This window comes from Pseudomonas sp. NY11955 (assembly GCF_048068035.1).
In the GTDB taxonomy this organism is placed as follows: domain Bacteria; phylum Pseudomonadota; class Gammaproteobacteria; order Pseudomonadales; family Pseudomonadaceae; genus Aquipseudomonas.
The window spans coordinates 104,057-130,084 of record NZ_JBLUPS010000011.1; the positions used below are offsets into that span (position 1 = coordinate 104,057).

The following is a 26,028-nucleotide window of genomic DNA, read 5'->3' on the forward strand; positions in this document are numbered from 1 at the left end:
GCGGGCGAGCCCGCTCCCACAGGGTTGCTCAATTCGATTCGTCAGCTGGTCGCGCGCCCTCTTGCACCAACACCATGCTTTGCGGCGAAGACAGGGGAATGCCTTCATCACGCAGGCGCCCAAGAATGGTGAACAGCAAGTCGCTGCGCGTGCCAGAGACCTGCCGCGGCCCGGCCACGTAGCCGCTGACGCCAATCACCATGCCACTGGCCGTCAGGTCCTTGAACGACACCGACGTAGCCGGTGCATCCAGAATCGCCTCATGCTCGTGATAGGCCGCCAGCAGCAGCTCACGCACGTGGTTGGCATCGGTCTCCAGCGGCAGTGTCAGGGTGATACCGACTACCCCCAAGGCATTGCCCATGGTCACGTTGCGCACGTTCTGCGAGATGAACTGCGAGTTGGGCACGATCACCGTTGAACGGTCGGACATCTGGATTTCGGTGGCACGCACGTTGATGCGGCGGATATCGCCCTCAACGCCCGCCAGACTGACCCAATCACCAACCTTCACCGGGCGCTCGGTCAGCAGGATCAGGCCAGAAATGAAGTTCTGCACGATCTGCTGCAAGCCGAAACCGATACCTACCGACAGGGCACTGACCACCCAGGTCAGGCTGGTGAGGTTGATGCGCAAGGTCGACATCACCAGCATGGCCAGGAACAGGAAGCCCAGGTACCCCACCAGGGTCACCAGCGAGGCGCGCATGCCGGCGTCCATGTCGGTTTCCGGCAGCAGCCGATCGCTCAGCCAGCGCTTGACCACGCGAATGGCGAACAGGCCACCGAAGAAGATCGCCAGGGCCAGCAGGATGTCCTGCGGCACGATGTTCAGGTTACCGAGCAGCTTGCCGCCGGTACCGTCCCAGTCACCCAGGCTCAGCAGCAGTTCGCTGGGGCTGGTGCCCGAAGGCATCAACACCAGCAGCAACGCCAGGAACAGCACGATGGTGCGGCCAATGCCGGCCAGGATGGTGCTGGCCTGTGCCTGATGACGCGGTGCGAGGCCCAGGGTAGAGGCCAGCGCCAGGCCACCAGGCTGACGTGGCGACAGCAGGGTTTCGCACAGGTCGCCAAGGAAGGTGGTCAGCAAGTAGGCACAGGTGACCACCAGGCTGACCCACAGCAGCTTGGCGGTGAGGAAATAGGCAAGTGTCAGGTAGCCGGCGAGCAGTGCCAGCAGGATCAACGTCAGCCAGATCACCATCACAAACGGAATCAGCCCGGCCAGGCCCGTCGGGCGCTCCAGGTCATGCTTGCGCAGGGTGCGACGGTAACGCAGCAACGCGCCGGCAAAGATGAACGCGACCACCAGCGCAGTCAGGCCATTGACGGCCACCGTCAGCGCCAGGCTGGCACCGATCACGCTGTTCATCCGTTCCATGGTCATCATGACCATCAGTGCCAATGCCAGCACCTTGGGGAACCAGCCCAGCGCGCTGGCGACTTCGTCGTGAATCGGCGGTAGCCGCCAGGACGGGCGCTGCAGCATCAGCATGGCGCGGCCCAGGCCGGTGATAAAGGCACTGAACACCACCAGGGCGAGAATGTGATTGGTCAGGCTGGCGATGTCGCTGCCCAGCTCGGCGCTGCTCTCCAGCCCCCAGCGCAGCAACGAAACAGACCCGGCGATGGTACCCAGGGTGGCCAGGCTCACGCCCAGGGCCAAGGCGCTACGGCGCAGGCGCCCCTCTGGCAACCAGCCCACCATGGCGCTGGCCAGCAAACGCTCCAGCACGCGCCGCACCAAGGTCCAGACCAGAATCGCCGCGACCAGGCTGGTGATGAACAACCAGCGGTTATCGGCGCTGAAGGCACTGCTGATGGCATCGGCTGCCTCGCCGCGCAGGTCACGCAGGCGCGACACGTCGTCCTGGGTGGGACGGATGATGCTCTGCCAGAATGCCGGGCTCAGGGGCGATGCGGCACGGCTGGTGATCTGCGAGTTGAACTGGCTGCGGCGCAGGTTGACGATCTGCGTGGACAGGTCGCGGGCCGACTGGGTCAGCTTGGTGGCCTGATCCCGCTGGGTTACCAGGGCCTTTTTTTCGGCCTCCAGTGCCTTGCGCTGCTGGGTCAGGGTAGCGGCCTCGTCCGGCTGCAGCGGGCCAATCACCTTCAGCTTGTCATCGAGCTTTTCCACATCGGTGGTGCGCTGAGCGCTCAAGGCATCCGCCTGGCGCTGAACCTGCATCGCTGCCAGACGCAGTTGCGACAGCAGGTCGTCGTTGGCCTCGCTGGTGACGCCCTGGCGAACCTGATCGAGTCGGTCGCTCAGCTGTTCGATGCTGGCGTTTTCATCCAGCGCTGGCGCTTCTGCGGCCGCCAGGTTGGACAATGGCGTGGCCGGGGCCGACCAGGCTGGGCTGGCAAGCGCCAGCATCAGGGCCAGCAAGGCCAGCAGGCCTGGGCAATAACGGGCAAGGCTGACACGCCTCATCGAATATTCCTCTTTACAATTCGATTTGGCGGGGGATTCTACGCGGCTTCTGGCAATCAGGAGAGTGCCGTCTCTCGCTTCAACAACTGCTGTTTGCGCTCCACGCCCCAACGGTAACCACTGATGTCGCCATCTCGACGCACCACACGGTGGCAGGGGATGGCGACGGCAATGTGATTGGCCGCGCAGGCCATGGCTACCGCACGCACCGCCTTGGGGGCGCCGATGCGCTCGGCGATGTCGGTATAGCTGACCCGGCTGCCGGCCGGCACCTCGCGCAGCGCCTGCCACACCCGCTCCTGGAATGCCGTGCCCTGCACATCCAGCGGCAAGGCCAGGCCAAGCGCCGGGGCCTCGACGAAGCCCACCACTTCGGCAACCAGCTGTTCGTAGCCACTGTCGCCGCCAATCAGACGGGCTTTGGGGAACTGGTCTTGCAGGTCTTGCACCAGGGCTTCGGGGTCGTCGCCCAGCAGAATGGCGCAAATGCCCTTCTCACTCTGGGCCACCAGGATCGCGCCCAGTGAGCACTGGCCGACCGCGAAGTGGATGGTTGCCCCTGTGCCGCCGGCACGGTACTGCCGGGGCCGCATGCCCAGCCGCTGGTCGGCGCTTTCGTAGAAGCGGCTGTTGGAGTTGTAGCCGGCATCGTAGATGGCGTCGGTGACCGAGCGCTGGCCGTCGTCCAGGTGCGCACGCAGGCGCCGAGCGCGGAAGGCCGTGGCGTAGGCCTTGGGGGTAACGCCGGTTTCGGCCTTGAACAGGCGGTGCAGGTGGAAGGGGCTGACGGCCAACTGCGCGCTGAGCTGGTCGAGGCTGGGCGCCGGATCAGTGGTTTCGATCAGGCGACAGGCACGGGTGACCAGCTGGCTGTGGCGGGTGGTGCTGGCCTTGCTGATGCAGCGTTTGCAGGCGCGGTAACCGGCCGCCTCGGCCGCAGCGGGGGTGTCGTAGAACTCGACGTTTGTGCGCTTGGCCAGGCGTGATTTGCAGCCGGGGTGGCAGTAGACGCCGGTGGTGCGTACGGCGTAGACAAAGTGGCCGGTGGCGGCGCTGTCGCGGGACGCTACGGCTTGCCAGCGTTGGTCGAGGGTGGTGTAAGCGTTCATCTTTGATTTCCGAATATGTTGTTACCTGTACCGGCCCTTTCGCGGGCATGCCCGCTCCCACAGTGATCGCGCTGTGCAGATACAGCCAGGGTACCTGTGGGAGCGGGCGTGCCCGCGAAAGGGCCGGTACAGGCAATGCAAGCGCCTCAGGCTCGCCATAGGTACCAAGCCGCCACAGTACGGTACGGCCGCCATCCGCCACCCAGCGAGCGCATCTGCGCGGGTGTCGGCGCCTTTTCCAGCCCTTTCAACCGCCGATACCCCTCACGCACGCCAAAATCGTCCACCGGCAGAATGTCCGAACGCTCCAGGCTGTAGATCAGCAGCATCTCCACCGTCCATCGCCCTACCCCACGCAGCGCCACCAGGCGTTCGATCAAGGCCTCGTCAGCCATGGCCAATGCCTGCTCGCGGGTCGGCACCAGCCCTTCCAGGCTGGCTTGAGCAATACCCTGGATCGTTGCCAGCTTGCTCGCCGAAAAGCCGCAGGCACGCAGAGATTGCGAGGTAGCCGCCAGCAACTGCTCTGGCTGCGGGAAAGCGCCCGCCGGGAACAACGCCTGCAACCGCCCCAGAATCGCCTCGGCGGCACGGGCGTGCAGTTGCTGATAGGCAATCGCCCGCACCAGCGCCTCGTAAGGCTCACGTCCCGGCGTGGCCTGGTGCAGGCAGGGCCCGGTCGCGGCGATGTGCCGCGCCCAGTCCGGATCAAGTGCCGCCAGGTAGTCGGTGGCCTCGCGGTAGGCCTTCGGGGAAAGATCGGCCAGAATCATGGCACCTCCATGCAGTCGATTGCAGGTCCAGCTTAGCGCAGCCGTTCATCGGGCAAACGCCGGTTCTTGCGCGGCTAATTCCTGGCATGGCATTGCCCCGCGCCATCCTCCCCGCATAGAATTGAGAACTATTCACAATCGCACCTATCACGGGACCGGGCCTTCGCAACGATGCAGATCAACGACACGCTCAAACCGGCCGAGGTCGCTCTGCTCTACCAGTCCCACCATGCCTGGCTGCGCGGTTGGTTGCGCAGCCGGGTTGGCTGCAGCGAGCATGCCGCCGACCTGGCTCAGGACACTTTCGTGCGTGTGCTGCGCGCCCGCCAGGTGTCGCCGCTGAAGGAGCCGCGCGCCTACCTCAGCAGCATCGCCCGTGGTTTGATGATCGACCAGTTCCGCCGCCGCGCACTGGAGCGAGCCTACCAGGAAAGCTTGGCTCACCTGCCCGAAGCAGAGGTGCCCAGCGAAGAGGATCGGCTGGTCATCCTCGATAGCCTGGAACGCCTCGACCGTGCCCTGCACCAGTTGAAGCCGCGCGTGCGCCAGGCGTTCCTGCTGGCCCAGCTCGACGGCTTGAGCATCGTGCAGGTCGCCCAACGCCTGGAGGTGTCCAGGGCTACCGTGGAACGCGATCTGGCCAAGGCCTTGGCCGTCTGCTACCGGTTGCGCTATGCCGACGCCTGATGGTAAGCCCGCACAGGCGCAGGTCGATCAGGCCATCGACTGGCTGGTGAAGCTGCGCTTCGACAGCCCTAGCCCGCGCACCGAGCAGCAGTTCCAGCGGTGGCTGAGCAGCCACCCGGACAACCCTTTGGCCTGGCAGCGGGTCAGCACCCTGGGCGAGGAACTCGCCGGGCTGCCCAAGGGCCTGAGTCGGCGAACTCTGGACGGTAGCCAGCGGCAACGCGTCAGCCGCCGAGACCACCTGAAGTTGCTGGGGTTGTTGGCCGTGGGTGGCAGCCTGGGCTGGGCCGCGCGCGAACCGTTGGGCCTGCCCCAACTACTGGCCGACAGCAGCACTGCCACAGGCGAACGGCGCCAATGGCAAGGCAGTGATGGCAGCCGCATCCAGCTCAACACCGCCAGCGCCATCGACCTGCGCTACGACGCGCAGCAGCGCCAGCTGCAATTGATACAGGGCGAGGTCAGCCTGGACAGCAACCCGAATGACAACCGCCCGTTCCATATCGACACACGCATCGGCCCGCTGACCACCTTCGATGGCCAACTGTTGCTACGCGAAAACAGCCAGGGCCTGCTGCTATCGGTGCGTCGCGGTGAAGTCACGCTGTTCCCTGGTTCTGCCGTGCCGAGGCAGGTGCTGCCAGGTGAAGCCCTGCAAGTCGGGAGCAACGGCAGCATCCAGGCGTTGGCACTGCGCAGCGACCCTTGGGGCTGGACCGATGGTGTTCTGAGCGTGCAGCAGATGCCACTTGCCGAGTTCGTTGCCGAACTTGGCCGTTATCGCCCAGGCCTGTTGCGCTGTGCTCCAGAAGTGGCGGGTTTGAAGGTATCAGGCACCTTCCAGTTGGCCGACACCGGGCAGATCCTGCAGTTGCTCAGCCGCAGCCTACCGGTGCGGGTCGACTACAGAACGCGCTACTGGGTAAGCATCGCCGCGGCGTGAGCGGCATCACTGCGCCACCGCCCCCATGCGCCCTACACGCCGGTATGACTGCCTGGCGAAGCACACGAACAGCCCAGCCATCAGTGCCAGCGCCATGGGCAAACCATGCGGCGCAACATTCATGGCCGCACCACTGAGCAGCGGCCCGACCAGGCTACCCACGCCCCACAACAAGCCCACACTGGCATTGGCAGTGACCAGGTCCTGGCCCTTGAAGCGCTGCCCGATCAGCACCAGCGCCAGGGTATAGATGCCCCCTGCCACCGCGCCCAGCACCACCAACAGCGGCCACAACAGCCAGGTCAGGTTCAGCAGCCAAGGCAGGCCGATGCCGATCGCCATCGCCACCAGCCCGCAGACCAGGTGCAGCCCAGTGCGCTCGACCCGGTCGGCCAGCCAGCCCAGCGGCAGCTGGAACAGCATGTCACCGGCAAACACCACCGTCACCATCAACGCCGCCACACCCACGGCAAAACCATGGCTGGTGGCGTACACCGGCAGCAGCGACAACACCACGGCATCGAAGAACGAGAAAAACAGCACCGCCATGCATAACGCCGGCGCCACGCGGAAGAACCCGGCCAGGCCGAAGCTCTTTTCACCCTCTTCGTGCTCGACATGATCGTTGGGCACGGTCAGCACGATGCACAGCAACGCCAGCCCGTAACAGACCGTGACCACACCCGTGATCCAAGGGCTGTCGGCACCCAGCACTGCCAGCATGGCTGGGCCGAGCACCTGAAAACCGGTGAAGCTGGTGGCGTACAGGGCCATGATCTTGCCGCGGTTATGCTCCGGGCACAGCTCGTTGACCCACGACTCACCCAGGATGATCGCGATCCCCATGCCCAACCCCAGGCCCAGGCGCAACAGCGCCAGCAGCCACAATGAGCCGAACGCCGATTCGAGCAAGGCGATGCTGACCGTGCACAAGCTGAAACACAGCAGGTAGATGGTGCGTCGGGTGAGATGGCGACAGCAGGCGTCGACCAGGAATGCCGAGAGCATCATGCCCGCGGCAGGGATGGCCGAGATGATGCCGATTTCCAGGGTACTGGCCCCCGCTTCATGCAGGCGCAACGACACCAGCGGCAAACTGGCCCCCAGGCTGAAACCCACGACCGATACGGCGAACAACAGGCCCGCCAGCAAACGCATGTTCATGTACCACTCCTTGCAAACCGAAAAGACGTGCAGACACAGGCGCGCACGCCAAGGCGGCGCGCGACGCAAAAGCGCAGATCAGTTCAGGCGAGGTGTGGCGAGAAGGTGAAGGCAAACAGCACGCTGCGGCGACGCTTGAGTACCGTGTCGCTCGGCCAGGCACGACGCAGGGCCTGGAGGGCAGGCTGACGGGCGTGTGGCAGGGACTGGGTACGGCGCATTGCTTTGACTACTACGCAGGTGGTTGGAAAAAGAGGCGGCACTCTAGGGCACGGCGGGCGAGCTAGTCAATCGCCCGTGGACCGCTGCGAGGTCCATTCGCAGCACAATGCCGGCCGGTCGCGCGCCCCTTGTAGGAGCAGCCTTGTGCTGCGAACGGGCTGCAAAGCAGCCCCAGCAATCTCAGCGTCTACCGGTAGAAGGCAGAAACACCGCCAACAATCCGAACAGCGGCAGGAACGAGCACAGCCCATACACATATTCGATCCCGCGCAGATCCGCCACATACCCCAACAGCGCCGCGCCAATGCCGCCGAAGCCGAACATCAAGCCGAAGAAGATCCCGGCAATCATGCCCACGCTACCCGGCACCAGTTCCTGCGCATACACCACAATCGCGGAAAACGCCGAAGCGAGAATAAAGCCGATCACCACACTGAGTACCGTGGTCCAGAACAGGTCGGCATACGGCAGCGCCAAGGTGAACGGCGCCACGCCCAGGATCGAGAACCAGATCACCGCCTTGCGCCCGATACGGTCACCGATCGGCCCGCCAAAGAAGGTGCCCGCCGCCACCGCACCGAGGAACAGGAACAGGTGCAGCTGCGAACTGGCCACCGACACACCGAACTTCTCGATCAGGTAGAAGGTGAAGTAACTGGTGAAGCTGGCCATATAGAAGTACTTGGAGAACACCAACAGGCCCAGCACAATCAGCGCTGCAATCACCCGATTGCGCGAGATGCCATGGGTGGCCTGCACCGCCTTGCGCGCCTTGGCCTGGTTGAGGTGCTCCTTGTACCAGCCGCGCAGCATCAGGGTGACGCCCAGGAAGAACAGCCCGGCCAGGCCGAACCAGGCCACGTGGGTCTGGCCGAACGGGATGACGATGGCCGCCGCCAGCAGCGGGCCCAGGGCGGAGCCTGTGTTACCGCCAACCTGGAAAGTCGATTGGGCCAGGCCAAAACGTCCGCCCGAAGCCAGCCGTGCGATACGCGAGGTTTCCGGGTGGAAGGTCGACGAGCCGATGCCCACCAGCGCCGACGCCAGCAAGATCATCGGGAAGCTGCCGACGAAGGCCAGCATCACGATGCCCACCAGCGTGCACAGGGTGCCCAGCGGCAGCAGGTTGGGCGCCGGGCGGCGGTCGGTGAAGAAGCCTACCCACGGCTGCAGCAGCGAGGCGGTGATCTGGAATGTCAGGGTGATCATGCCGATCTGGGCGAAGCTCAGGTCGTAGTTGGCCTTGAGCATCGGGTAGATCGCCGGCAGTACCGACTGGATCAGGTCGTTGATCAAGTGCGCCAGGGCGCAGAAACCGATGATGCGCATCACCAGCGGCGTGGCCTGGTTGGCCGTTGCAGCGGTGGATGCGGTGGAGGCACTACTGGTGGCCATTTGCCTAAATCTCCGTCCTCAGGTTTGGGATCCGATTATCGGGAAACAAATAGATACATAGCTACCTTTTTTATCCCTCCGTCGTGACGTACTTGAAAATGGTTCTCAATATAATTAGCATCCTTGACTGATTATCCCTGTCATCGTTGGGCGAAACGGCCCCTATCGTGAGCAGACCGAACCCATGAGCCCGATGCCCGCCAAGCAGCTGCAGCCCGACCCACAGCAGGAAGCGCTGGAGTGGTTTTCTTTGCTGCGCCAGCCCGGCTGCGACGAAAGCCAGCGCCAGGCATTCGCGGCCTGGTGCCAAGCGCCTGAAAACGCGCACGCCTATGCCGAGCTGGAAACCTTCTGGCAGCAGCTGCAACCACCCCCCGTCCGCCCTCGCCCACGGCAAGTCACTGTGCGGCGCAGCCACCTGGGCAAATGGTTGGCGGTCGTATTCCTGCTTGGTCTGGGCGCCGCGGCCTACCTGTACTGGCCATTGATGCAGCGCCTGGCCAGCGAGCTGCACACCGATGTGGGCGAACGCCGCAGCACACGCCTGGCGGATGGCACGACACTGAGCCTGGACAGCGCCAGTGCGATGAACGTCGACCTGCGCGGGCGCACCCGTCATCTGCACCTGGTACAAGGCCAGGTGTATATGGAAGTGGTGCTCGACGGGCGGGCCATGGAAGTGGAAGTGGGCAACGCCCGCATCCAGGTGTATGGCACCCGCCTGCAGGTAGCCCGCCATGCGGGGCGTGACGAACTCGTGGTACTCAGTGGCAAAGCCATGATCACCCAGGGGGGTGAACAGCGCATGGTCTCGGCGGGTGAACGGGTAAGCTTCGATGACACACGGATCGACCCGGTGCAGAAGGCCGACCTGAAAACCGCCGACAGTTGGCGTAACGGCCGCCTGAAAGCCACCGACATGCCTTTGGGGCAGGTGCTGGAACGCCTTGCTGGCTACCAAGGGCAGCGTCTATGGATGATGGATGAACAAGTGGCTCATCGACGCGTGAGCGGCGACTTCAACCTGGACCGGCCTGGCGAAAGCCTGCAATCCCTGGCAGATGCTCAGCATCTGCAGCTGCAAGGCGTGCTCGGGCACTGGCTTGTAGTGCATTGAAACCGGGGCTGGCCGCTAAGTTTTTGAAAGCGTGCAAATTTTTTTTGAAATGAGTGTTGACAGAGGTCCCGTTCAAGAGAATAATGCGCGCCATCGGCTACATAGCTCAGTTGGTTAGAGCATAGCATTCATAATGCTGGGGTCCGGGGTTCAAGTCCCTGTGTAGCCACCAAACAAGACGAAGGGCTTACCGCAAGGTAAGCCCTTTTTCTTTGCCTGCACTTTATCAACCGCTGAACGCCACTGCCAGGCCAAGCCCGATCAAGGCCAGCCCAATGACTCGGTCCACCAGCATTTGCCGCTCGATCATTGCCTTGCGCAATGCTGTGCTGGAGAAAAACACTGCGACCAGGCTGAACCACAGCCAATGGGCAAAGGACATGAACGCGCCGTAGGCAAATGCCAGTTTCAACGGGCTACCAGGTTGCACCACCTGGGTGAAGGCGCTAATCACGAACAGCATGGTCTTGGGGTTGAGGGCGTTGGTCAGAAAGCCCGTGCGCAGGGCTTGCAGTACGCTGGCGGCCGGTTGATCGCCACCTTCGAGGCTGATGCGCTGGGTGTTGGTAAGCGATTTGTAACCCAGATAGACCAGATAGCCGACGCCCAGCACTTTCATGCCCAGGAACAGTGCCGGGTTCTTGCTGATGATTACGGCAATGCCCAAGACCGTGTATAGCACGTGTACCTGTACCCCCAAGGCGATGCCCAAGGCGGCGGCCAGCCCGGCTTTGCGGCCCTGTGCATAACTGCTGCGGGTGACCATGGCGAAGTCGGCACCGGGGCTGATGACGGCGAGCAAAGTGAACAGGGCGACGGCGATGAGTTCGGGCATGCTGATGGTTCTCGATAGGCGACGGAAATGCACAGACCGCGTAATTATCGAGGGCTTAATAGCGGGGAAAAATCGATTTATAGTGGGGCATATCTGATAGTTTTTCTCACAGAGGTGTAGCGCCAGTTCTGGCCTCTTCGCGGGCAAGCCCGCTCCCCAGGTACAACACAGGCCCAGAATCCGGTGTTGTACTGTGGGAGCGGGCTTGCCCGCGAAGAGGCTTGGCCTGCAAACATACAAGCCATGAAGCTGCCACCACTTAACGCCTTCCGCTACTTCGACATCGCCGCCCAAACCGAGAGTTTCGTGCGCGCCGCCGAGCACTTGCATGTCACTCACGGCGCGGTCAGCCGTCAGATACGCCTGCTGGAAGAAAGCCTTGGTGTGGACCTGTTCGAACGCCGTAACCGGGCCATTTTCCTTACCCCCGCAGGCCGAGCCCTGCACGGCACCACCCAGGCGATCTTCGAACAACTGGAGGGCGCCGTGCAGCGCGTGCAGCAACAAGCGCGCGACAATGTGCTAGTGCTGTCCTGCGAGCCGACCATCGCCATGCGTTGGCTGATCCCGCGCCTGCCCCGTTTCCACACGGCCCACCCAGACCTGCAGTTGCACCTGGTAGCCGCGGGCGGACCACTGGACTTCACCCGCAGCGGTGTCGACCTGGCCATACGCCGCGACGACTTCCACTGGGCCAACCAGCTGTACGAGCAGAAGATCTGTGACGAATGGATCGGCCCGGTTTGCCACCCAAGCTCCCCCACCCTACTCCACGGCCAACGCCTGCTTCATAGCAGCTCGCGCCCTGCCGCCTGGCCCACCTGGCTGCGCCTGAGCGGCCAGCAGGCACGGCACAACGAACGCAGCGACTACGAGCATTTCTACCTGTCGATCCAGGCCGCCAGCGCCGGCCTGGGGCTGGCCATGGCCTCAGCGCTGATGGTGCGCGACGAGCTCGACAGCGGGCAGTTGCAGGCGCCGTATGGTTTTGTCCGCGACGGCTCGGCCTACCACCTGCTCAGCCCGCAGCCCCTGGCAGACAGCGGTAAACGTCAGCGCTTCGCCGAGTGGGTCATGGACGAATGCCGGAGCTGCTTGGCTCATTTGGGTTTGCTGCAGAACGACGACGCCGCACTGCCATCGCCACCCCAGGTGCGGTAGCCAGCGGTATCCACATGAATGCGGCCTGAAGGATAGCGGCCCAGGCCCATGTTCCAGGCTTGCCCGTGCTGCTGCCAGAAACGGCACAGCGGGTTGGGGTCGGCCCAGGTAGGCAGCAGGATATCGACGGCGAAAGCGCGGGTATGGGCACTGTTGGTCGCCCCGCCGGCACAGCTGTTCAGGCGCGGCTCACGGTAAGCCGAAACCACCTCGAACTGGCGCAGGATGCCTTGGTCGTCGAGTGTCTTGATCAACGCGAGGGTCGAGCGCACTGCCGGCCAATTGGCAGCCGGCGGTACCGCGAAAGGCGAGGCGTGGCACAGCTTCCAGTCCGAGGCCGAGCGCAGCAACTGGTGAATGGGCACGACACCGTAAAGCCTGGCATCCACCAGCATTTCACGGAAAGGTCGGGTTTGATGATCGCCAGCCCACTGGGCGAACATCCACAGGTCGCGCTCGTCGGCGTGGGCAGCCCCGGCAATCAGCAGGCCCGCCGCAAGAAGCAGTTTTTTCATCCTTTATCCATCCGTGCATAGAGAACAAAGAAAACCACGCCGCGGGCACTACCGGATACGCCAGATCAGTCCTCGAGCAGCGTGCAGGCCATCACCAGGGCGTCTTCACGGCCGCCGGCTATCGGGTAATAGTCGCGGCGGCGGCCGATTTCGTTGAAACCGTAACGCTCGTATAGACGATAGGCGGACTGGTTGCTGGCGCGTACTTCCAGGAAGCATTCGCGGCCATTGAGTTGGTAGGCCCGGGCCATCAGGTGCTCGAGCAGGCGCAGGCCCATGCCACGCCCCTGGTTCTCCGGCTTGACGGTGATGTTGAGCAGGTGCGCTTCGTCGATGATCACGTTGATCACGCCATGGCCCACTTGCTGCTGGCCGTCGAACATCAGCCAGACCTCGTACGACTTGAGCGCATCCTGAAAGATCCCGCGGGTCCAGGGATGACTGAACGCGGCATATTCGATTTTAAGTACGGCATCCAGATCCGCCTCGGTCATCGGGCGGAAGCTGATCGAGTCACTCATTCAACGCTCTTCCAGCGCGCCATCAGCTGGCGCATGGCTTTCCAGACGTCCGCCTTGCGTTGCGGTTCGTCCATCAACAGTTCAAGGCCCGGCAAGCCCCAGGCGTCGCCCAGGCCGTCGAGCTTCAGGGTTTGGTAATAGGCGTCGGCGTCGGCATTGGCGGCAAAGCGCAGCGCCGGCAGGCCGACCAGCCACAGGCAGGTGCAGGGGGCGTCTTCCAGGCGGGCCTGGACAAAGCCCTGGACGAAATCGCGCGCGGCCTCCGGGCCCTGGTCTAGGTTGCCGCGCACCAGCAGCGGCCAGCGCACCGGCTCGCCGATGATCTGCGGGGCATCAGGCAGGCCGGCGGCGCGCAGCATGTCCTTGAGCAGCAGGTAGGACGGGTCGCGGCTCTGGAAGGGTTGGCCGGTGGCCAGCTCCACCAGTAGCAGGCAACTGCCGGCGCGCAGCAACTGTAGCGAGAAGCGCGGAGGCGGCACGGGCGCCGGGCGGGGTGCCACGGGCTGCTCTTCGGCCTCGACCGGCTTGACGGCAGGCTTGGGCACACTGTTCGGGCGCGGAATCTCGATTTTCGGCCGCTCGCCGGAACGGGCCTGGGGGGTGGCGGGTGCGTCGTTTGCAGCCGAGGCCGGCTTGACTTCGAAATCGACATCCTCGAGCGGCGCCACCGGCAGCAGCAGCTCGGGCCGCGACGGTGCGGCGAACGGCAGTTCGGCGCGCGGCAGCCAGTGCACCACTTGCATGGCGGAAAGGTAGGCGCGGCGACGGGGTTCGGTGAGCAAAGGGCGGGTATCCGGGGGGTGAAGACAGTTGGGTATTCTAACGTGTACGCCTTGGTTTTTGCAGCGCCTATCAGACCGAGCGCCGCCCGCGCGGCGCATCGCGAGCGAAGCTCGCTCCTACATTTGTTTCGGGCCAGTTATTCCTGTGAAGGTCGCGCGCGTCCCCTTTACGCTTGGCGCGATATCGCGTCGTACAAACAAGGCGGTCGCGCGCGTCTGCCACAGGCGATACTGGCCCGAAACAAATGTAGGAGCGAGCTTCGCTCGCGATGCGCCGCGCGGGCGGCGCTCGATCTCAAAACCACCCCAAAAACAACGCCATACACCTATTGGCCATAAGGTTATCCCCCATTACAGACCAAGGGGTGAAAACCTCCCCCCGGGATGCAGTACAATCGCCCCCTTTTTCTTGGCAACGAGTCGAAGCCAATGATCGAACCCAAGCGCGTCCTGCGCGCCCTAGCCGAACACTGGGCCCTGATCGAGCCGCTGTGCGAGCGTTTCGACCAGGGCACCCTGAGCCTGGTCGAGTTGCGCCAGCACGTGGCCCGCCAGCAGCTCGAAAGCACCCCGCAGGACATCACCCAGCTACTCGACGTGTGGATCCGCCTGGATATCCTGGTCCCGGTGGCCAAGAGCCCGAACCGTTTCGAGCTCAACGCGCAGATCCACGACTTCCTCGCCTACCTGCGCCGCGAACACCGGCTGGGCCTGTGCCTGGAGATCGAGGCCTACCTGCGCCACCTGGAGCGCCTGGCCGGGCACATCCAGGATGCCTTCGACAACCGCGACAGCGACGACCTGGCGCGCCAGCTGCGCTTGCTCGACATGCGCGTGCGCGATGTGCTGAAAAAGCTCGACAACGACGAGCAGGCGCTGGTGGCCGTGGCCGAACGCGCCAAGACCAGCAACCGTCAGATTCCGCTGCGCCAGCGTTATGCCGAAGTCCTGGCCACCTGGGACGAATACGTCGAGCCGATGATCCAGCTGGTCAACGCCGACGGCGCCTTCGAACAAGGTGTGCGCAAGGTCGAGACCGTGCTGCTGAAGCTGCTGGGCGAACAAGCGCGCCTGGGCCACCTGGTCGATGACGACATGCTGCTGCGCACCCACGCACGCATCCTGGAAATGCAGACCAGCGCCCAGCTGACCCTGCGCCACGCCCGCGAACTGCTGCTGCCGCTGCGCGAAGAAGCCCGCCGGCACAATGCCGTGACCCGTGGCGCCGCACTGGCCCTGTCGGTGATCCGGCGCAAGGGCATCGATGCCGTGCCGCAAGCGGCCATGCCGATGTTCACCCGCCCGCAAAGCACCTTCCTCGGCAGTGCCAGCCACGTCGAGGCGTACGTTTACGCCCTGGCCCGCTTCGAACCCAAGCCGGCGCGTTTCCCCAAGGCCCACAAGACTCAATCCGGTGCCCTGCCCCGCGCCCCGCGCACGGTCAAGGAAATGGCCGAACGCTGCGAACAGGCCCTGCCACTGCCCGACCTGATGGTCTGGCTGCTGGAGCAGGAGCCCGAAGGCGCTACCGACGAGCTGCTGTACTGGTTCTCGCGCCTGTCGCGGGAAAAGCGCTTCAAGCGCGAACGCCTCGACCGCCGCGAGTACATCACCCAGGAACACTTGGTCAGCCTGCGCTCGTTCGCCCTGACCTCCAGCCGCGAAGACGCCACCAGCGCGCCTACCGAATCCAACGCGAGCCCAGCCCATGCATCTTGATCTTTCCGAACTGTCCCAGCTCGCGCCGATCTTCCGCGAGCTGTTCAAAGGCTTCCACGTCAGCCGCCGCGACCCCGAGCTGTACGCGCAGCTGTCGAACTTCCAGGACCAGTACCGCACCCTGTTCAAGGCCCTGGGCTTCGAACTGGTATGCGATACCCGTGGTTTCTACTACTTCGTCCCGGACATGACCGCCGCGCAGGTCAACAAGACCGCGCAGCGCCTGTCGCTGTTCACCTTCATCCTGGTCGAACACCTGGCCGACCAGGGCCGCGACCCGATGGCCGTGCTCGACGGCGGCAGCATCGGCCGCGACGAACTGCCCTCGCTGCTGGACAAGTACCGCGACCTGTTCCTGCAGGCCGAAGTACAGACCGTGGACGAGCTGGAGGAAAAAATCCTGCGGCGCATGACCCAGCTTGGCTTCGCCCACGAGGAAGGTGGTATCTACCGCTTCCTGCCGCCGATGCACCGCTTCCTCGATGTGTGCCTTTCGGTGCAGCAGGACCGCGACCTGGCCGCCACCCTGCACAGCGACTTGCCACTGCCAACCCCGGTCCTGGTCGAAGAAGAAAGCGCCGAAGAACTCAACCGCACCGACGACCCGCTTGACCTCTCACCCTTCGAGGGCGAGGAAAGCGAAGAGGACGCCCTGGCCCGGGCCATCCGCGAAGAGCAACAGGAGATTGACGCATGAGCCAGGAACGCTACGGCATCCGCCGCTTCGCATTGCTCAACACCGCCGGCTACAGCCTTGGCCTGTTCCCGCTGGAGCACCCGCTGTCGGTGTACGGCGCCAACAACCTGGGTAAATCGGCGTCGATCAACGCCCTGCAGTTCCCGATCCTGGCGCGCATGTCGGACATGAGCTTCGGCAAGTACAGCCTCGAGCAGTCGCGCCGTTTCTACTTCGCCAGCGACACCTCGTACATTCTCTGCGAACTGAGCCTGCCCCATGGCCCGCACGTGATCGGCGTGGTCGGCCGCGGCCCAGGTGGCGGTTTCGGCCACCAGTTTTTCGCCTACAAGGGCGAACTGGACCTGGCCCACTACCAGAAGAATGACACCTGCCTGCGCCAGAAAGAGCTGTTCACCAACCTCGAACGCCTGGGGATCAAGGCCTACGAGCTGAAACCGGACGAACTGCGCCGACTGCTGGTTGGCGGTCACACCTCGGTGCCGCTGGACCTGACCATGATCCCGCTGCGCTCCACCAGCGAGCAAAGCCTGAAAACCTTCCGCGCGCTGTTCATCAACCTGCTGCACATGCGCGAAATCACCGCGGCCAAGCTCAAGCAACTGTTCCTCGACGCCTTCGAGCACAGCCTGCGCTCGGGCAGCGTCGACTACATCGCCGCGTGCGAGGAAGCCTTCCGCGACGTCCGCCGCATGGAGCAGGACTACAACGCCCTGGTCGCTGCCGGCCCGCTGGTCGAGGCACTGGCCGGTGGCGTAGCCCAGCGCGACATCCTGCGTGGCAAGCTGCACCGCATTTCGCCCGTGCTCGACACCCTGCTGGGCACTTGGCAGGAATACGCCATGGCGCGCAAGGAAGAGCTGGTCATCCAGTCCGAGCACTACCGTGGCGAGCAGGACCGCCTGCAGAACGACCAGCGCGGCGGCACCCAGGAGCTGATGCGCCTGGAGCGTGAAATTACCGGTATCCAGCGCTGGCTGGGTGAGCTGTCGGTGCTCAAGCACCGCTTCGCCCTGGTCGATGACGTGAAGGTGCTGGAGCAGCAGCTGCTGGCGGCCAAGGACGCCCACGACGAACTGGCCGGTGCCCTGGCCCAGTCGCGCCAGTTCAGCGCCGAAGACCTGGACGAGCGTGTACGCGATCTGGAAAAACGCCTGAAGCAGGTCAAGCAGCAGCTGGACCACGCCGACAACAACAGCTACGCCCGCCTGCGCGAAGAGTTCTCGCAGCAGGACGTCGACCGCCTGATGCGCCTGTTCAATGGCGCGCTGTTCAGCCTGCCACTGGGCGACCGCGGCATCGAACTGGACGACAGCGACCTGTGGGTGAAATCGCTGGAGGCGGTGCTCGACGGCTTCAAGGGCGAGCGCTTCGAAGCCCCGGGCCTGGCCATCGACCTGACCCACATCGACCCGCCGGCACTGCAAGCCCTGGCCGACCGCGCCGCCCTGCGCGACCAGAAGGAGCGCCTGGAAAAAGAGCTGAAGCAGCTCAAGACCCAGCAAGCCGTGGCCGCCGACCGCACCGCCTCCAAGGCGCAGACCGAAACCCTGTACCAGCAAGTGCTGGACGCGCAGAAGGCGCTGGAAGACTTCCGCCGCAGCGAAACCCTGGCCGCCGAAGAGCCCGAGAAGCTGGAACAGCTGTCGCAACTGGAAGCTGCCCAGGACGAACTCAAGCGCTCCAGCGATGCCTTCACCGAGCGCGTCCAGCAGCTGTCGGCCAAGCTGCAGCTGGTCGGCCGGCAGCTCGGCGACCTGGAGTCCAAGCAGCGCACCCTGGAAGACGCCCTGCGCCGCCGCCAACTGCTGCCGGCCGACCTGCCCTACGGCACGCCGTTCATGGAAGCCATCGACGACTCGATGGACAACCTGCTGCCGCTGCTCAACGACTACCAGGACAGTTGGCAGGGCCTGCAGCGGGTGGACAACCAGATCGAGGCGCTGTATGCCCAGGTGCGCCTCAAAGGCGTGGCCAAGTTCGACAGCGAAGACGACATGGAGCGCCGCCTGCAGCTGCTGGTGAACGCCTACGCGCACCGCACCGACGAGGCCCTGACCTTGGCCAAGGCACGTCGCGCCGCAGTCACCGACATCGCCCGTACCCTGCGCAACATCCGCAGCGACTACGACAGCCTCGAACACCAGTTGGCCCTGTTCAACCGCGAGATCAACAAGCGCCAGGTGTCCAACCTGGAAAGCTTCCGCGTGGTGCTGGCGCCGAACAAGGAAGCGCTCAAGCACATCGACCAGATCATCCACAGTGCCGGTCAATACGAAGAAGGCGAAACCCTGTCGGTGTTCGACCTGACCCAGAGTGCCGATCAGGACAACAAGAACGAAGAGGCCAAGGAATACCTGGCGCGCCTGGTAGCAGCCAACCACAACCAGTTGGGCCTGAAGGATCTGTTCGAACTGGCGTTCGAAATCACCAAGGTCAACGGCCAGCCGATCATCCACGCCGACATCGACGGCGCGGCGTCCAACGGCACCACCATGACCATCAAGGCGCTGACCAACATGTACCTGTTGCTGCACCTGATGGACCGCGACCTGGCCGGGCGCATTCGCCTGCCGTACTACCTGGACGAAGCGGCGGACATCGACGAACGCAACCAGGCAGCACTGCTGGAAACCAGCCTGCAATTGGGCTTCGTGCCGATTCTGGCGAGCGTGAAGCCACAGGTCTCGGCACGCGTGGCGATCGACCTGGAAGGTGGCAGTGGGCCGAATGGCATCTACATCGACGAGGCGGACTGGAAGTTCATCAGCCGGCTGGATGAGGTGAAGGCGGTTGTGCGTGAGGATCAGGCTGAAGAGTTGGCCTGAGTTAGCTGGGGCCGCTTTGCGGCCCATTCGCAGCGCAAGGCTGCTCCTACAGGGGTTACGCATTCTCCTGTAGGAGCAGCCTTGTGCTGCGAATGGAGGCCAAAGGCCTCCCGGCAATCTACCAGGCTATCAGTGAGCCCAAGGCAAGATCGGAATCGCCGTCACCGCATTCTGTGGGCTGCCTTCGATCATGCGGTCGCTATACACCAGGTACACCAGCGTATTGCGTTTCTTGTCCAGGAAGCGCACCACCTGCATGGTCTTGAACACCAGCGAGGTGCGCTCCTTGAACACTTCCTCGCCATCCTTCAACTCCCCCTTGAAGGTGATCGGCCCGACCTGACGGCAGGCAATCGATGCCTCCGCCCGGTCCTCGGCCAACCCCAACCCACCCTTCACGCCGCCCGTCTTGGCCCGCGACAGGTAACAGGTCACACCCTCGACCTTGGGGTCGTCGAACGCCTCGACCACGATGCGGTCATTCGGCCCGAGGAACTTGAACACAGTGGAGACCTGGCCGATTTCCTCGGCCCCGGCCAACATCGGCAGCGCGAGCGCGGCCACAGCGATGGCCTTCTTCAGCAGGCTCATACCAGCACCAGGTTGTCGCGGTGCACCAGCTCTGGCTCGGCGCTGTAGCCAAGGACCGATTCGATAGCGTCGGACGGCTGACCAATGATCTTCTGCGCTTCCAGCGCGCTGTAGTTGGCCAGGCCACGGGCCACTTCAATACCGTCCGGGCCGACGCACACCACCATCTCGCCACGGCGGAAGCTGCCCTGCACGGTCTTCACACCAACCGGCAAGAGGCTCTTGTTGGCCTGGCGCAGTGCCTGCACGGCACCGGCATCCAGCACCAGGGTGCCACGGGTCTGCAGGTGGCCTGCCAGCCATTGCTTGCGCGCAGCGAGCATGCCGCGCTCGGGCGACAGCAAGGTACCCAGGCGCTCCCCCGCCTTGAGGCGGTCCAGCACGCGCTCGATACGGCCACCGATGATGATGGTGTGGGCACCGGAACGGGCGGCCAGGCGCGCTGCGCGCAGCTTGGTCTGCATACCGCCACGGCCCAGGGCACCACCGGTACCACCGGCCACGGCATCCAGCGTCGGGTCGTCGGCACGGGCTTCGTAGATCAGCTGGGCTTCGGGGTTGTTGCGCGGGTCGGCGTCGAACATGCCATCGCGGTCGGTGAGGATCACCAGCAGGTCGGCTTCGACCAGGTTGGCCACCAGCGCCGCCAGGGTGTCGTTGTCGCCGAAGCGGATTTCGTCGGTGACCACGGTGTCGTTTTCGTTGATCACCGGCACCACGCCCAGGTCGACCAAGGTACGCAAGGTGCTGCGGGCGTTCAGGTAACGCTTGCGGTCGGACAGGTCGTCATGGGTCAGCAGGATCTGCGCGGTGTGCTTGCCGTGCTCGCCGAAGCTCGACTCCCAAGCCTGCACCAGGCGCATCTGGCCGAGCGAGGCAGCTGCCTGCAGCTCGTTCATCGCGCTCGGTCGGGTGGTCCAGCCCAGCTGGCTCATGCCGGCAGCCACGGCCCCGGAGGAGACCAGTACCAACTCCACGCCTGCCTCACGCAGCGCAACCATTTGCTCGACCCAAACGGCCATGGCGCCGCGATCGAGGCCTTTGCCATCGGCGGTCAGCAGCGCACTGCCAATCTTCACGACCCAGCGCTTGGCGCCCGTCACCTTGCTTCGCATCTTCTTCCAACCTATGTCGAATCTGTAGATACCGTGGATACAAAAACGCCGCTCCAGAGAGCGGCGTTTAGTGTACTGCAACCGATCAGTCGCGCACGTAAATGATTTCCGGGCCGTCTTCGTCGTCCTCGAAATCATCGTCCCAACCGTCATCGTCGCCGATGTCGTGCACGCTCTTGACGCCAGTACGGCGCAGGGTACGCGCGTCGTCCAGGGCCTGCAGCTGGGCACGGGCTTCGTCTTCGATGCGCTGGTCGAGGTCGGCCAGCTCTTCGGCGTAGGCCGGGTCGTTGGCCAGGCGGTCGGCGCGGTCTTCGAGGTAGCGCATCAGGTCGTGGCTGAGCTTGTCGGTGCCCTGCTTGGAAATAGCCGAGATCACGTAGACCGGGCCTTCCCACTCCAGGCGGTCGATCACCTCCTGCACACGCTCGTCGCGCTCGTCGTCCATGACCATGTCGGCCTTGTTCAGCACCAGCCAGCGCTCACGCTCGGCCAGCGACGGGCTGAAGCGGGTCAGCTCGTTGACGATGACTTCGGCGGCATCGGCCGGGCTGCTTTCATCCAGCGGTGCGATGTCCACCAGGTGCAGCAACACGCGAGTACGCGCCAGGTGCTTGAGGAAGCGGATACCCAGGCCGGCGCCTTCGGAAGCACCTTCGATCAGGCCGGGGATGTCGGCGATGACGAAGCTCTTCCAGCGGTCGACGCTGACCACGCCCAGGTTTGGCACCAGGGTGGTGAACGGGTAGTCGGCCACTTTCGGTTTGGCGGCCGAGACCGAACGGATGAAGGTACTCTTGCCGGCATTCGGCAGGCCCAGCAGGCCGACGTCGGCCAACACCTTCATTTCCATCTTCAGGTCACGCTGGTCGCCCGGCTTGCCTGGAGTGGTCTGGCGTGGCGCACGGTTGGTGCTGGACTTGAAGCGGGTATTGCCCAGGCCGTGCCAGCCGCCTTGTGCAACCATCAGCTTCTGGCCAGGGGTCACCAGGTCACCGATCACTTCCTGGGTGGACGCATCGATCACGGTGGTGCCGACCGGCACGCGCAGGAACAGGTCTTCACCCTTCTTGCCGGTGCAATCGGTGCTGCCACCGTTGGAGCCACGCTGGGCTTCGTGGTGACGGGTGTAGCGGTAGTCGACCAGGGTGTTCAGGTTTTCGTCGGCAACCATGTACACCGAGCCGCCGTCACCACCGTCACCGCCGTTGGGGCCACCGTTCTCGATGAACTTTTCGCGACGGAAGCTCATGCAACCGTTGCCGCCGTCACCGGCCTTGACCCGAATCGATACTTCGTCAACAAACTTCATTAAAACCGCCTCTCGTCGGCAGACGAGCTGAATGACTCAAAACATGAGGCTCTTGCAAAAATGAGCGCGGCGGCCCCGTACGACCGTAGAAACCAACGCCGGCAACCCAGACAAACAGCTTTGCAAGAGGCTCACCACAAACGAAAAAGCCCCGTCGCATGACGGGGCTTCTGGAGCGACGTCGCGATTAAGCGGCGACGATGCTCACGTAACGGCGCATGAACTCGCCTTTCTTCTCGAACTTGATCACGCCTTCGATCTTGGCGAACAAGGTGTGGTCCTTGCCCATGCCAACGCCGTAGCCAGCGTGGAATTCGGTGCCGCGCTGACGGACGATGATGTTGCCTGGCTTGATAACCTGGCCGCCATACATCTTCACGCCAAGGCGTTTAGATTCTGAGTCGCGACCGTTACGAGTACTACCACCAGCCTTCTTGTGAGCCATGGTTCAATTCTCCAAATAAATTCAGGGGATCTAGGGGATTAAGCCTGGATGCCGGTGATTTTGATCTCGGTGAACCACTGGCGGTGGCCCATACGCTTCATGTGGTGCTTACGACGACGGAACTTGATGATGCGAACCTTGTCGTGGCGGCCTTGCGAAACGACTTCGGCCACTACTTTAGCGCCAGCAACAACTGGAGCGCCGATGGTGACTTCTTCACCGTTGGCGACCAGCAGAACGCGATCGAAGGTCACGGATTCGCCAGTGGCGACTTCCAGTTTTTCGATCTTGAGGAATTCACCTTCAGCGACTTTGTACTGCTTGCCGCCGGTAACGATTACTGCGTAAGACATGGTATTTCTCCGATAATCCTGCTCACCCAGCGCTTTATATGATGAGTATTGGCTGGCATGGCTGCACAGGGCTGGAACGGCCCGGCGCAATTGCGTAAGGCAGGTGCTGCCCAGGAAGTTAGGGTGCGCGATTGTACGCAACCGCGGTTTTGCTTGCAAGTACCGCCCCCGGCCAGCTGGCACCGCGCCTTGACACACCGGGACCCGCGACCTAGCATGCCGCGCAACCTCACTGGAGCAGCCGATGCAACCCCAAACCTTCTACCGCGCGGTGGCTGATGATTTCAGCGCCGTCGACGAGATCATCAAGAAGCAGCTGACCTCGCGCGTGCCGCTGGTATCGAAGATCGGCGACTATATCACGTCCGCCGGTGGCAAGCGCCTGCGTCCCCTGCTGGTACTGCTGTGCGGCAAGGCCTTGGGCCGCGAAGGCGACGACTTGCGCCTGCTGGCCGCCACCATCGAATTCCTGCACACCGCCACCCTGCTGCACGACGACGTGGTCGACATGTCCGGCATGCGCCGTGGCCGCTCTACCGCCAATGCCCTGTGGGGCAATGCGCCGAGCGTGCTGGTGGGCGACTTCCTTTATTCGCGCTCGTTCGAAATGATGGTCGAACTGGGTTCGATGCCGGTGATGCAGATCCTGTCCAAGGCCACCCGGGTGATTGCCGAGGGTGAAGTGCTGCAGCTGTCGCGGGTACGCGACGCCAGCACCACCGAGGAAGTCTACATGGAGGTCATCCGCGGCAAGACCGCGATGCTGTTCGAAGCCTCCACCCACAGTGCCGCGGCGCTGGCCGAAGCCACTGACGCGCAGCGCGAAGCCCTGCGCACCTTCGGCGATCACCTGGGCGTGGCCTTCCAGCTGGTCGACGACTTGCTGGACTACAAGGGTGACTCGCAGACCCTGGGCAAGAACGTCGGTGACGACCTGGCCGAGGGCAAGCCTACCCTGCCGCTGATCTACACCATGCGCGAAGGCACTGCCGAACAGGCTGCACTGGTTCGCCAGGCGATCCAGAAGGGCGGCCTGGAGGACCTGGAGCAGATTCGCGTGGCGGTCGAAGAGTCGGGCGCGCTGAAGTACACCGCCGAGCTGGCGCGTGATTACGTGAAGCGTGCCATTGAGTGCCTCGAAGTGCTGCCGGCCAGCGAGTACCGGGATGCGCTGGTCGAGCTGAGCGAGTTTGCGGTCGCGCGTACTCACTGACAGACCGAGTCGTCTTCATTCGCGGGCAAGCCCGCTCCTGTAGGAGCGGGCTTGCCCGCGATGCTTTTGTCCGGACATAATCCCTTCTGCAAAAATACCTTTTACAATGCAGGCCTTTAACCGCCCGTCTGTTTGTTCGAGGATCCGAAGTGAGCACTCTGCCACCCTGCCCAAAATGCAACTCCGAATACACCTATGAGGATGGCACTCAGCTGATTTGCCCTGAATGCGCCCACGAGTGGTCGGCCAACGGCGATGCCGAGGCTGCCAGCGACGAGGTGGTGAAGAAGGACTCGGTCGGCAACATCTTGCAGGACGGCGATACCGTCACTGTCATCAAGGACCTCAAGGTCAAAGGTTCGTCCCTGGTGGTCAAGGTTGGCACCAAGGTCAAGAACATCCGCCTGTGCGACGGCGACCACGATATCGACTGCAAAATCGACGGCATCGGCGCCATGAAGCTGAAGTCCGAGTTCGTGCGCAAAGTCTGATTACACAAAAACCGCCAATTGGCGCTTGCTATTCTGATAATAAGAATTATTCTCATTGGAACCGCTATCCAAGGAGAATAGCCATGACTTATCTGATCGACGCCTGGCTGGACCGCCCTCACCCCTACCTGCGCATTCTTCATCGGGAAACCGGCGAAGTGTGCGCGGTGCTTGAAGAAGAGGCCCTCGACGAACTGCGCGACCAGGGTGACCTGGACATGAGCGGGTTGAATTCGAGCGAGCCGGGGGTGCTCAAGGAGCTGGTGCGCAATTTGTTTCTGTTTTGCTATGCACGGGCGTTGCGCCCGACGGGGACGGATTGGAACTGACAGACATGGCGAGGGCTTCGCCCTCGTTCGCGGCACAAGGCCGCTCCTACAGGGATACGCGTTTTCCTAGGATATGCGTACCCCTGTAGGAGCGGCCTTGTGCCGCGAACGGGCCGCAAAGCGGCCCTGAGGGTATTACAGAACGTCGAGCAGCTCGACGTCGAACACCAGTACGCTGTGCGGCGGGATGCTGCCAACGCCTTGGGCGCCGTAAGCCAGCTCGCTCGGCACGTACAGGCGCCATTTGCTGCCAGCGTTCATCAGCTGCAGGGCTTCGGTCCAGCCAGCGATCACGCCGCCTACCGGGAATTCAGCCGGCTGGCCACGCTCGTAGGAGCTGTCGAACACGGTGCCGTCGATCAGGGTGCCGTGGTAGTGGGTACGCACGTTGTCTTCGCGGGTTGGCTTGGCGCCTTCACCTGCGGTCAGTACTTCGAACTGCAGGCCCGAAGCCAGGGTGGTGATGCCATCACGCTTGGCGTTTTCAGCCAGGAATGCCTTACCAGCGCCAGCAGCGGCTTCAGCCTTGGCAGCCGCTTCGGCTTGCATGATGTCGCGGATCACTTTGAAGCTGGCCGACAGGTCGGCTTCGCTGACGCGGCTGTCGGCGCCATTGAAGGCGTCGGTCAGGCCGGCCAGGATGGCTTCCAGGCTGACGCCTGGTGGCGGGTTGTCGCGCAGCTGGCCGCCCAGCTGACGGCCAATACCGTAGCTGACGCGCGTTTCGTCGGTGGACAGATTGAGTTCGGACATTGTCGTGCTCCACTGCAGGGCGCAGTGCAGCCGCGCCCTTGATGAAAAGGGCGAGCAGCCTAGCACACTGGGGCGCTGCGAGCAGCTACCAGGCGGAACGCTGGGAAATCGGCACCTTCAGGTCTTCTTCCGGGTGCGTACCCATGCCGCACATTTCATCCTGCACCGACCAGTGCACCAGGTTCATCGAAACCATGGGGATGGTTTGCAGCAACTTGCGCGCATCCTCCACCGAGTGCACGCGCAAGCGTTCACCGCGGGTATCGGACAGGGGGTGAGCGTGGCCTTTGACCCGGGCCTCCAGCAGGTAATCACCGCCTTCGATGGCGATCAGGTTCAGTTCGTCGACATGGCCAGCCCTGGCCTCGGTGTTGAGCTGATGCAGGTTCATGAGAGCACCTCGCGATGGGAACCACGCATGAGAGCACATTTTTTGTACAGCCCGGCCGAAAGTACAAGCCAGAAACGACACCGCCCGTCCGTTTGGCAACGGACGGGCGGTGGGTGCAGCAACCTGG

Annotated in this window: 27 protein-coding genes and 1 tRNA gene; 11 read left to right on the forward strand and 17 right to left on the reverse strand. The window is 63.5% G+C overall.

The annotated features are described in order from the left end of the window. Window positions 1-28: 28 nt before the first annotated feature. The 3 genes from ACNFBR_RS20290 to ACNFBR_RS20300 all read right to left on the reverse strand — a co-directional run bounded on the left by ACNFBR_RS20290 (window position 29) and on the right by ACNFBR_RS20300 (window position 4,322). A complete protein-coding gene (locus ACNFBR_RS20290) occupies window positions 29-2,440 on the reverse strand; it encodes a DUF3772 domain-containing protein (RefSeq protein WP_416736503.1) in 2,412 nt (803 codons plus the stop codon). 56 nt (window positions 2,441-2,496) lie between these two features. Next, complete coding sequence (ada, locus tag ACNFBR_RS20295; protein WP_416736504.1) at window positions 2,497-3,549, reverse strand: bifunctional DNA-binding transcriptional regulator/O6-methylguanine-DNA methyltransferase Ada; 1,053 nt, start codon at window positions 3,547-3,549, stop codon at window positions 2,497-2,499. A gap of 146 nt (window positions 3,550-3,695) precedes the next feature. Then, entirely contained in the window at window positions 3,696-4,322 is a 627-nt protein-coding gene (locus tag ACNFBR_RS20300) for a DNA-3-methyladenine glycosylase family protein (protein WP_416736505.1), read from the reverse strand. A gap of 171 nt (window positions 4,323-4,493) precedes the next feature. Here ACNFBR_RS20300 and ACNFBR_RS20305 point away from each other — a divergent pair, with 171 nt between their 5' ends. Together ACNFBR_RS20305 and ACNFBR_RS20310 are read left to right on the forward strand one after the other, a co-directional pair. Further along, a complete protein-coding gene (locus tag ACNFBR_RS20305; RefSeq protein WP_416736506.1) occupies window positions 4,494-5,009 on the forward strand; it encodes a sigma-70 family RNA polymerase sigma factor in 516 nt (171 codons plus the stop codon). After that, entirely contained in the window at window positions 4,996-5,952 is a 957-nt protein-coding gene (locus tag ACNFBR_RS20310; RefSeq protein ID WP_416736507.1) for a FecR domain-containing protein, read from the forward strand. Before ACNFBR_RS20305 ends, ACNFBR_RS20310 begins: the two co-directional genes overlap by 14 nt. Window positions 5,953-5,958: 6 nt before the next feature. Here the strand turns inward: ACNFBR_RS20310 and ACNFBR_RS20315 are convergent, their stop codons facing one another. From ACNFBR_RS20315 to ACNFBR_RS20325, 3 genes are all read right to left on the reverse strand, one after another. Beyond that, entirely contained in the window at window positions 5,959-7,116 is a 1,158-nt protein-coding gene (locus tag ACNFBR_RS20315) for an MFS transporter (RefSeq protein WP_416736508.1), read from the reverse strand. An 83-nt stretch (window positions 7,117-7,199) separates the two neighbouring features. Next, window positions 7,200-7,337 carry a hypothetical protein gene (locus tag ACNFBR_RS20320; protein WP_019437911.1) on the reverse strand — a complete coding sequence of 46 codons (138 nt, stop codon included), beginning with the start codon at window positions 7,335-7,337 and terminating at the stop codon, window positions 7,200-7,202. Between the two features lie 181 nt (window positions 7,338-7,518). Continuing rightward, window positions 7,519-8,733 (reverse strand): MFS transporter, encoded by a 1,215-nt coding sequence (locus ACNFBR_RS20325; RefSeq protein WP_416736509.1) that lies wholly within the window; start codon window positions 8,731-8,733, stop codon window positions 7,519-7,521. Window positions 8,734-8,926: 193 nt separating this feature from the next. Here ACNFBR_RS20325 and ACNFBR_RS20330 point away from each other — a divergent pair, with 193 nt between their 5' ends. Next, window positions 8,927-9,850, forward strand: coding sequence for a FecR family protein (locus ACNFBR_RS20330; RefSeq protein ID WP_416736573.1), 924 nt, complete (start codon window positions 8,927-8,929; stop codon window positions 9,848-9,850). Between the two features lie 95 nt (window positions 9,851-9,945). Then, a tRNA-Met gene (locus ACNFBR_RS20335) sits at window positions 9,946-10,022 on the forward strand. 54 nt (window positions 10,023-10,076) lie between these two features. On the opposite strand, the gene ACNFBR_RS20340 is transcribed toward ACNFBR_RS20335, so the two are convergent. Continuing rightward, a complete protein-coding gene (locus ACNFBR_RS20340) occupies window positions 10,077-10,685 on the reverse strand; it encodes a LysE family translocator (RefSeq protein WP_416736510.1) in 609 nt (202 codons plus the stop codon). A gap of 243 nt (window positions 10,686-10,928) precedes the next feature. On the opposite strand from ACNFBR_RS20340, the gene ACNFBR_RS20345 reads away from it, so the two are divergent. Then, window positions 10,929-11,846 carry a LysR substrate-binding domain-containing protein gene (locus ACNFBR_RS20345; RefSeq protein WP_416736511.1) on the forward strand — a complete coding sequence of 306 codons (918 nt, stop codon included), beginning with the start codon at window positions 10,929-10,931 and terminating at the stop codon, window positions 11,844-11,846. On the opposite strand, the gene ACNFBR_RS20350 is transcribed toward ACNFBR_RS20345, so the two are convergent. From ACNFBR_RS20350 to ACNFBR_RS20360, 3 genes are all read right to left on the reverse strand, one after another. Beyond that, complete coding sequence (locus tag ACNFBR_RS20350; RefSeq protein ID WP_416736512.1) at window positions 11,786-12,361, reverse strand: D-Ala-D-Ala carboxypeptidase family metallohydrolase; 576 nt, start codon at window positions 12,359-12,361, stop codon at window positions 11,786-11,788. The two genes, ACNFBR_RS20345 and ACNFBR_RS20350, sit on opposite strands and share 61 nt — an antisense overlap. 65 nt (window positions 12,362-12,426) lie before the next feature. Continuing rightward, window positions 12,427-12,882 (reverse strand): ribosomal protein S18-alanine N-acetyltransferase, encoded by a 456-nt coding sequence (gene rimI / locus ACNFBR_RS20355; RefSeq protein ID WP_416736513.1) that lies wholly within the window; start codon window positions 12,880-12,882, stop codon window positions 12,427-12,429. Then, on the reverse strand, window positions 12,879-13,664 hold the full coding sequence (locus tag ACNFBR_RS20360) for an energy transducer TonB (protein WP_416736514.1): 786 nt from the start codon (window positions 13,662-13,664) through the stop codon (window positions 12,879-12,881). Before ACNFBR_RS20360 ends, rimI begins: the two co-directional genes overlap by 4 nt. Before the next feature lie 429 nt (window positions 13,665-14,093). Between ACNFBR_RS20360 and mksB the strand changes: the two genes are divergently transcribed. From mksB to mksF, 3 genes are read left to right on the forward strand one after another with little or no spacing between them, the layout of a single operon-like run. Further along, complete coding sequence (gene mksB / locus ACNFBR_RS20365) at window positions 14,094-15,383, forward strand: Mks condensin complex protein MksB (protein WP_416736515.1); 1,290 nt, start codon at window positions 14,094-14,096, stop codon at window positions 15,381-15,383. After that, the gene (gene mksE / locus ACNFBR_RS20370) at window positions 15,373-16,080 is read left to right on the forward strand and encodes an Mks condensin complex protein MksE (RefSeq protein ID WP_416736516.1); all 708 of its coding nucleotides are present in this window, start codon (window positions 15,373-15,375) and stop codon (window positions 16,078-16,080) included. Before mksB ends, mksE begins: the two co-directional genes overlap by 11 nt. Next, window positions 16,077-18,908 (forward strand): Mks condensin complex protein MksF, encoded by a 2,832-nt coding sequence (gene mksF, locus ACNFBR_RS20375; RefSeq protein WP_416736517.1) that lies wholly within the window; start codon window positions 16,077-16,079, stop codon window positions 18,906-18,908. Before mksE ends, mksF begins: the two co-directional genes overlap by 4 nt. Window positions 18,909-19,037: 129 nt before the next feature. Here mksF and ACNFBR_RS20380 read toward each other — a convergent pair whose 3' ends face one another. The 5 genes from ACNFBR_RS20380 to rplU form a co-directional block, all read right to left on the reverse strand. Next, window positions 19,038-19,499, reverse strand: a complete 462-nt coding sequence (locus tag ACNFBR_RS20380; protein WP_416736518.1) for a CreA family protein — start codon at window positions 19,497-19,499, stop codon at window positions 19,038-19,040. Continuing rightward, entirely contained in the window at window positions 19,496-20,614 is a 1,119-nt protein-coding gene (gene proB, locus ACNFBR_RS20385; RefSeq protein WP_416736519.1) for a glutamate 5-kinase, read from the reverse strand. Before proB ends, ACNFBR_RS20380 begins: the two co-directional genes overlap by 4 nt. An 85-nt stretch (window positions 20,615-20,699) precedes the next feature. Then, entirely contained in the window at window positions 20,700-21,926 is a 1,227-nt protein-coding gene (gene cgtA / locus ACNFBR_RS20390) for an Obg family GTPase CgtA (protein WP_416736520.1), read from the reverse strand. 187 nt (window positions 21,927-22,113) lie between these two features. Next, entirely contained in the window at window positions 22,114-22,371 is a 258-nt protein-coding gene (gene rpmA, locus ACNFBR_RS20395) for a 50S ribosomal protein L27 (protein WP_003247464.1), read from the reverse strand. A 38-nt stretch (window positions 22,372-22,409) separates the two neighbouring features. After that, complete coding sequence (gene rplU / locus ACNFBR_RS20400; RefSeq protein WP_003247466.1) at window positions 22,410-22,724, reverse strand: 50S ribosomal protein L21; 315 nt, start codon at window positions 22,722-22,724, stop codon at window positions 22,410-22,412. A 244-nt stretch (window positions 22,725-22,968) separates the two neighbouring features. Here rplU and ACNFBR_RS20405 point away from each other — a divergent pair, with 244 nt between their 5' ends. The 3 genes from ACNFBR_RS20405 to ACNFBR_RS20415 all read left to right on the forward strand — a co-directional run bounded on the left by ACNFBR_RS20405 (window position 22,969) and on the right by ACNFBR_RS20415 (window position 24,757). Continuing rightward, window positions 22,969-23,937: a polyprenyl synthetase family protein gene (locus ACNFBR_RS20405; RefSeq protein WP_416736521.1), complete on the forward strand. Its 969-nt coding sequence runs from the start codon at window positions 22,969-22,971 to the stop codon at window positions 23,935-23,937. Window positions 23,938-24,086: 149 nt separating this feature from the next. Beyond that, complete coding sequence (locus ACNFBR_RS20410) at window positions 24,087-24,428, forward strand: zinc ribbon domain-containing protein YjdM (protein WP_416736522.1); 342 nt, start codon at window positions 24,087-24,089, stop codon at window positions 24,426-24,428. Window positions 24,429-24,511: 83 nt separating this feature from the next. Beyond that, the gene (locus ACNFBR_RS20415) at window positions 24,512-24,757 is read left to right on the forward strand and encodes a hypothetical protein (protein ID WP_322365154.1); all 246 of its coding nucleotides are present in this window, start codon (window positions 24,512-24,514) and stop codon (window positions 24,755-24,757) included. Window positions 24,758-24,892: 135 nt separating this feature from the next. Here the strand turns inward: ACNFBR_RS20415 and ACNFBR_RS20420 are convergent, their stop codons facing one another. After that, the gene (locus tag ACNFBR_RS20420) at window positions 24,893-25,510 is read right to left on the reverse strand and encodes an FKBP-type peptidyl-prolyl cis-trans isomerase (RefSeq protein WP_416736523.1); all 618 of its coding nucleotides are present in this window, start codon (window positions 25,508-25,510) and stop codon (window positions 24,893-24,895) included. Between the two features lie 85 nt (window positions 25,511-25,595). Further along, complete coding sequence (locus ACNFBR_RS20425; RefSeq protein WP_012270429.1) at window positions 25,596-25,901, reverse strand: DUF6482 family protein; 306 nt, start codon at window positions 25,899-25,901, stop codon at window positions 25,596-25,598. Between the last annotated feature and the right edge of the window lie 127 nt (window positions 25,902-26,028).

What these genes read in the sequence shown, in the direction of transcription:
- ACNFBR_RS20405 (WP_416736521.1), top strand. Translation starts at nt 22,969, where the DNA reads ATGCAACCCCAAACCTTCTACCGCGCGGTGGCTGATGATTTCAGCGCC.
- ACNFBR_RS20290 (WP_416736503.1), bottom strand. Translation starts at nt 2,440, where the DNA reads ATGAGGCGTGTCAGCCTTGCCCGTTATTGCCCAGGCCTGCTGGCCTTG.
- ACNFBR_RS20420 (WP_416736523.1), bottom strand. Translation starts at nt 25,510, where the DNA reads ATGTCCGAACTCAATCTGTCCACCGACGAAACGCGCGTCAGCTACGGT.
- ada (WP_416736504.1), bottom strand. Translation starts at nt 3,549, where the DNA reads ATGAACGCTTACACCACCCTCGACCAACGCTGGCAAGCCGTAGCGTCC.
- ACNFBR_RS20320 (WP_019437911.1), bottom strand. Translation starts at nt 7,337, where the DNA reads ATGCGCCGTACCCAGTCCCTGCCACACGCCCGTCAGCCTGCCCTCCAG.
- cgtA (WP_416736520.1), bottom strand. Translation starts at nt 21,926, where the DNA reads ATGAAGTTTGTTGACGAAGTATCGATTCGGGTCAAGGCCGGTGACGGC.
- proB (WP_416736519.1), bottom strand. Translation starts at nt 20,614, where the DNA reads ATGCGAAGCAAGGTGACGGGCGCCAAGCGCTGGGTCGTGAAGATTGGC.
- rimI (WP_416736513.1), bottom strand. Translation starts at nt 12,882, where the DNA reads ATGAGTGACTCGATCAGCTTCCGCCCGATGACCGAGGCGGATCTGGAT.
- ACNFBR_RS20325 (WP_416736509.1), bottom strand. Translation starts at nt 8,733, where the DNA reads ATGGCCACCAGTAGTGCCTCCACCGCATCCACCGCTGCAACGGCCAAC.
- ACNFBR_RS20310 (WP_416736507.1), top strand. Translation starts at nt 4,996, where the DNA reads ATGCCGACGCCTGATGGTAAGCCCGCACAGGCGCAGGTCGATCAGGCC.
- ACNFBR_RS20380 (WP_416736518.1), bottom strand. Translation starts at nt 19,499, where the DNA reads ATGAGCCTGCTGAAGAAGGCCATCGCTGTGGCCGCGCTCGCGCTGCCG.
- mksB (WP_416736515.1), top strand. Translation starts at nt 14,094, where the DNA reads ATGATCGAACCCAAGCGCGTCCTGCGCGCCCTAGCCGAACACTGGGCC.
- ACNFBR_RS20305 (WP_416736506.1), top strand. Translation starts at nt 4,494, where the DNA reads ATGCAGATCAACGACACGCTCAAACCGGCCGAGGTCGCTCTGCTCTAC.
- mksF (WP_416736517.1), top strand. Translation starts at nt 16,077, where the DNA reads ATGAGCCAGGAACGCTACGGCATCCGCCGCTTCGCATTGCTCAACACC.
- ACNFBR_RS20350 (WP_416736512.1), bottom strand. Translation starts at nt 12,361, where the DNA reads ATGAAAAAACTGCTTCTTGCGGCGGGCCTGCTGATTGCCGGGGCTGCC.
- ACNFBR_RS20340 (WP_416736510.1), bottom strand. Translation starts at nt 10,685, where the DNA reads ATGCCCGAACTCATCGCCGTCGCCCTGTTCACTTTGCTCGCCGTCATC.
- rplU (WP_003247466.1), bottom strand. Translation starts at nt 22,724, where the DNA reads ATGTCTTACGCAGTAATCGTTACCGGCGGCAAGCAGTACAAAGTCGCT.
- ACNFBR_RS20300 (WP_416736505.1), bottom strand. Translation starts at nt 4,322, where the DNA reads ATGATTCTGGCCGATCTTTCCCCGAAGGCCTACCGCGAGGCCACCGAC.
- ACNFBR_RS20330 (WP_416736573.1), top strand. Translation starts at nt 8,927, where the DNA reads ATGCCCGCCAAGCAGCTGCAGCCCGACCCACAGCAGGAAGCGCTGGAG.
- ACNFBR_RS20415 (WP_322365154.1), top strand. Translation starts at nt 24,512, where the DNA reads ATGACTTATCTGATCGACGCCTGGCTGGACCGCCCTCACCCCTACCTG.
- rpmA (WP_003247464.1), bottom strand. Translation starts at nt 22,371, where the DNA reads ATGGCTCACAAGAAGGCTGGTGGTAGTACTCGTAACGGTCGCGACTCA.
- ACNFBR_RS20345 (WP_416736511.1), top strand. Translation starts at nt 10,929, where the DNA reads ATGAAGCTGCCACCACTTAACGCCTTCCGCTACTTCGACATCGCCGCC.
- mksE (WP_416736516.1), top strand. Translation starts at nt 15,373, where the DNA reads ATGCATCTTGATCTTTCCGAACTGTCCCAGCTCGCGCCGATCTTCCGC.
- ACNFBR_RS20315 (WP_416736508.1), bottom strand. Translation starts at nt 7,116, where the DNA reads ATGAACATGCGTTTGCTGGCGGGCCTGTTGTTCGCCGTATCGGTCGTG.
- ACNFBR_RS20425 (WP_012270429.1), bottom strand. Translation starts at nt 25,901, where the DNA reads ATGAACCTGCATCAGCTCAACACCGAGGCCAGGGCTGGCCATGTCGAC.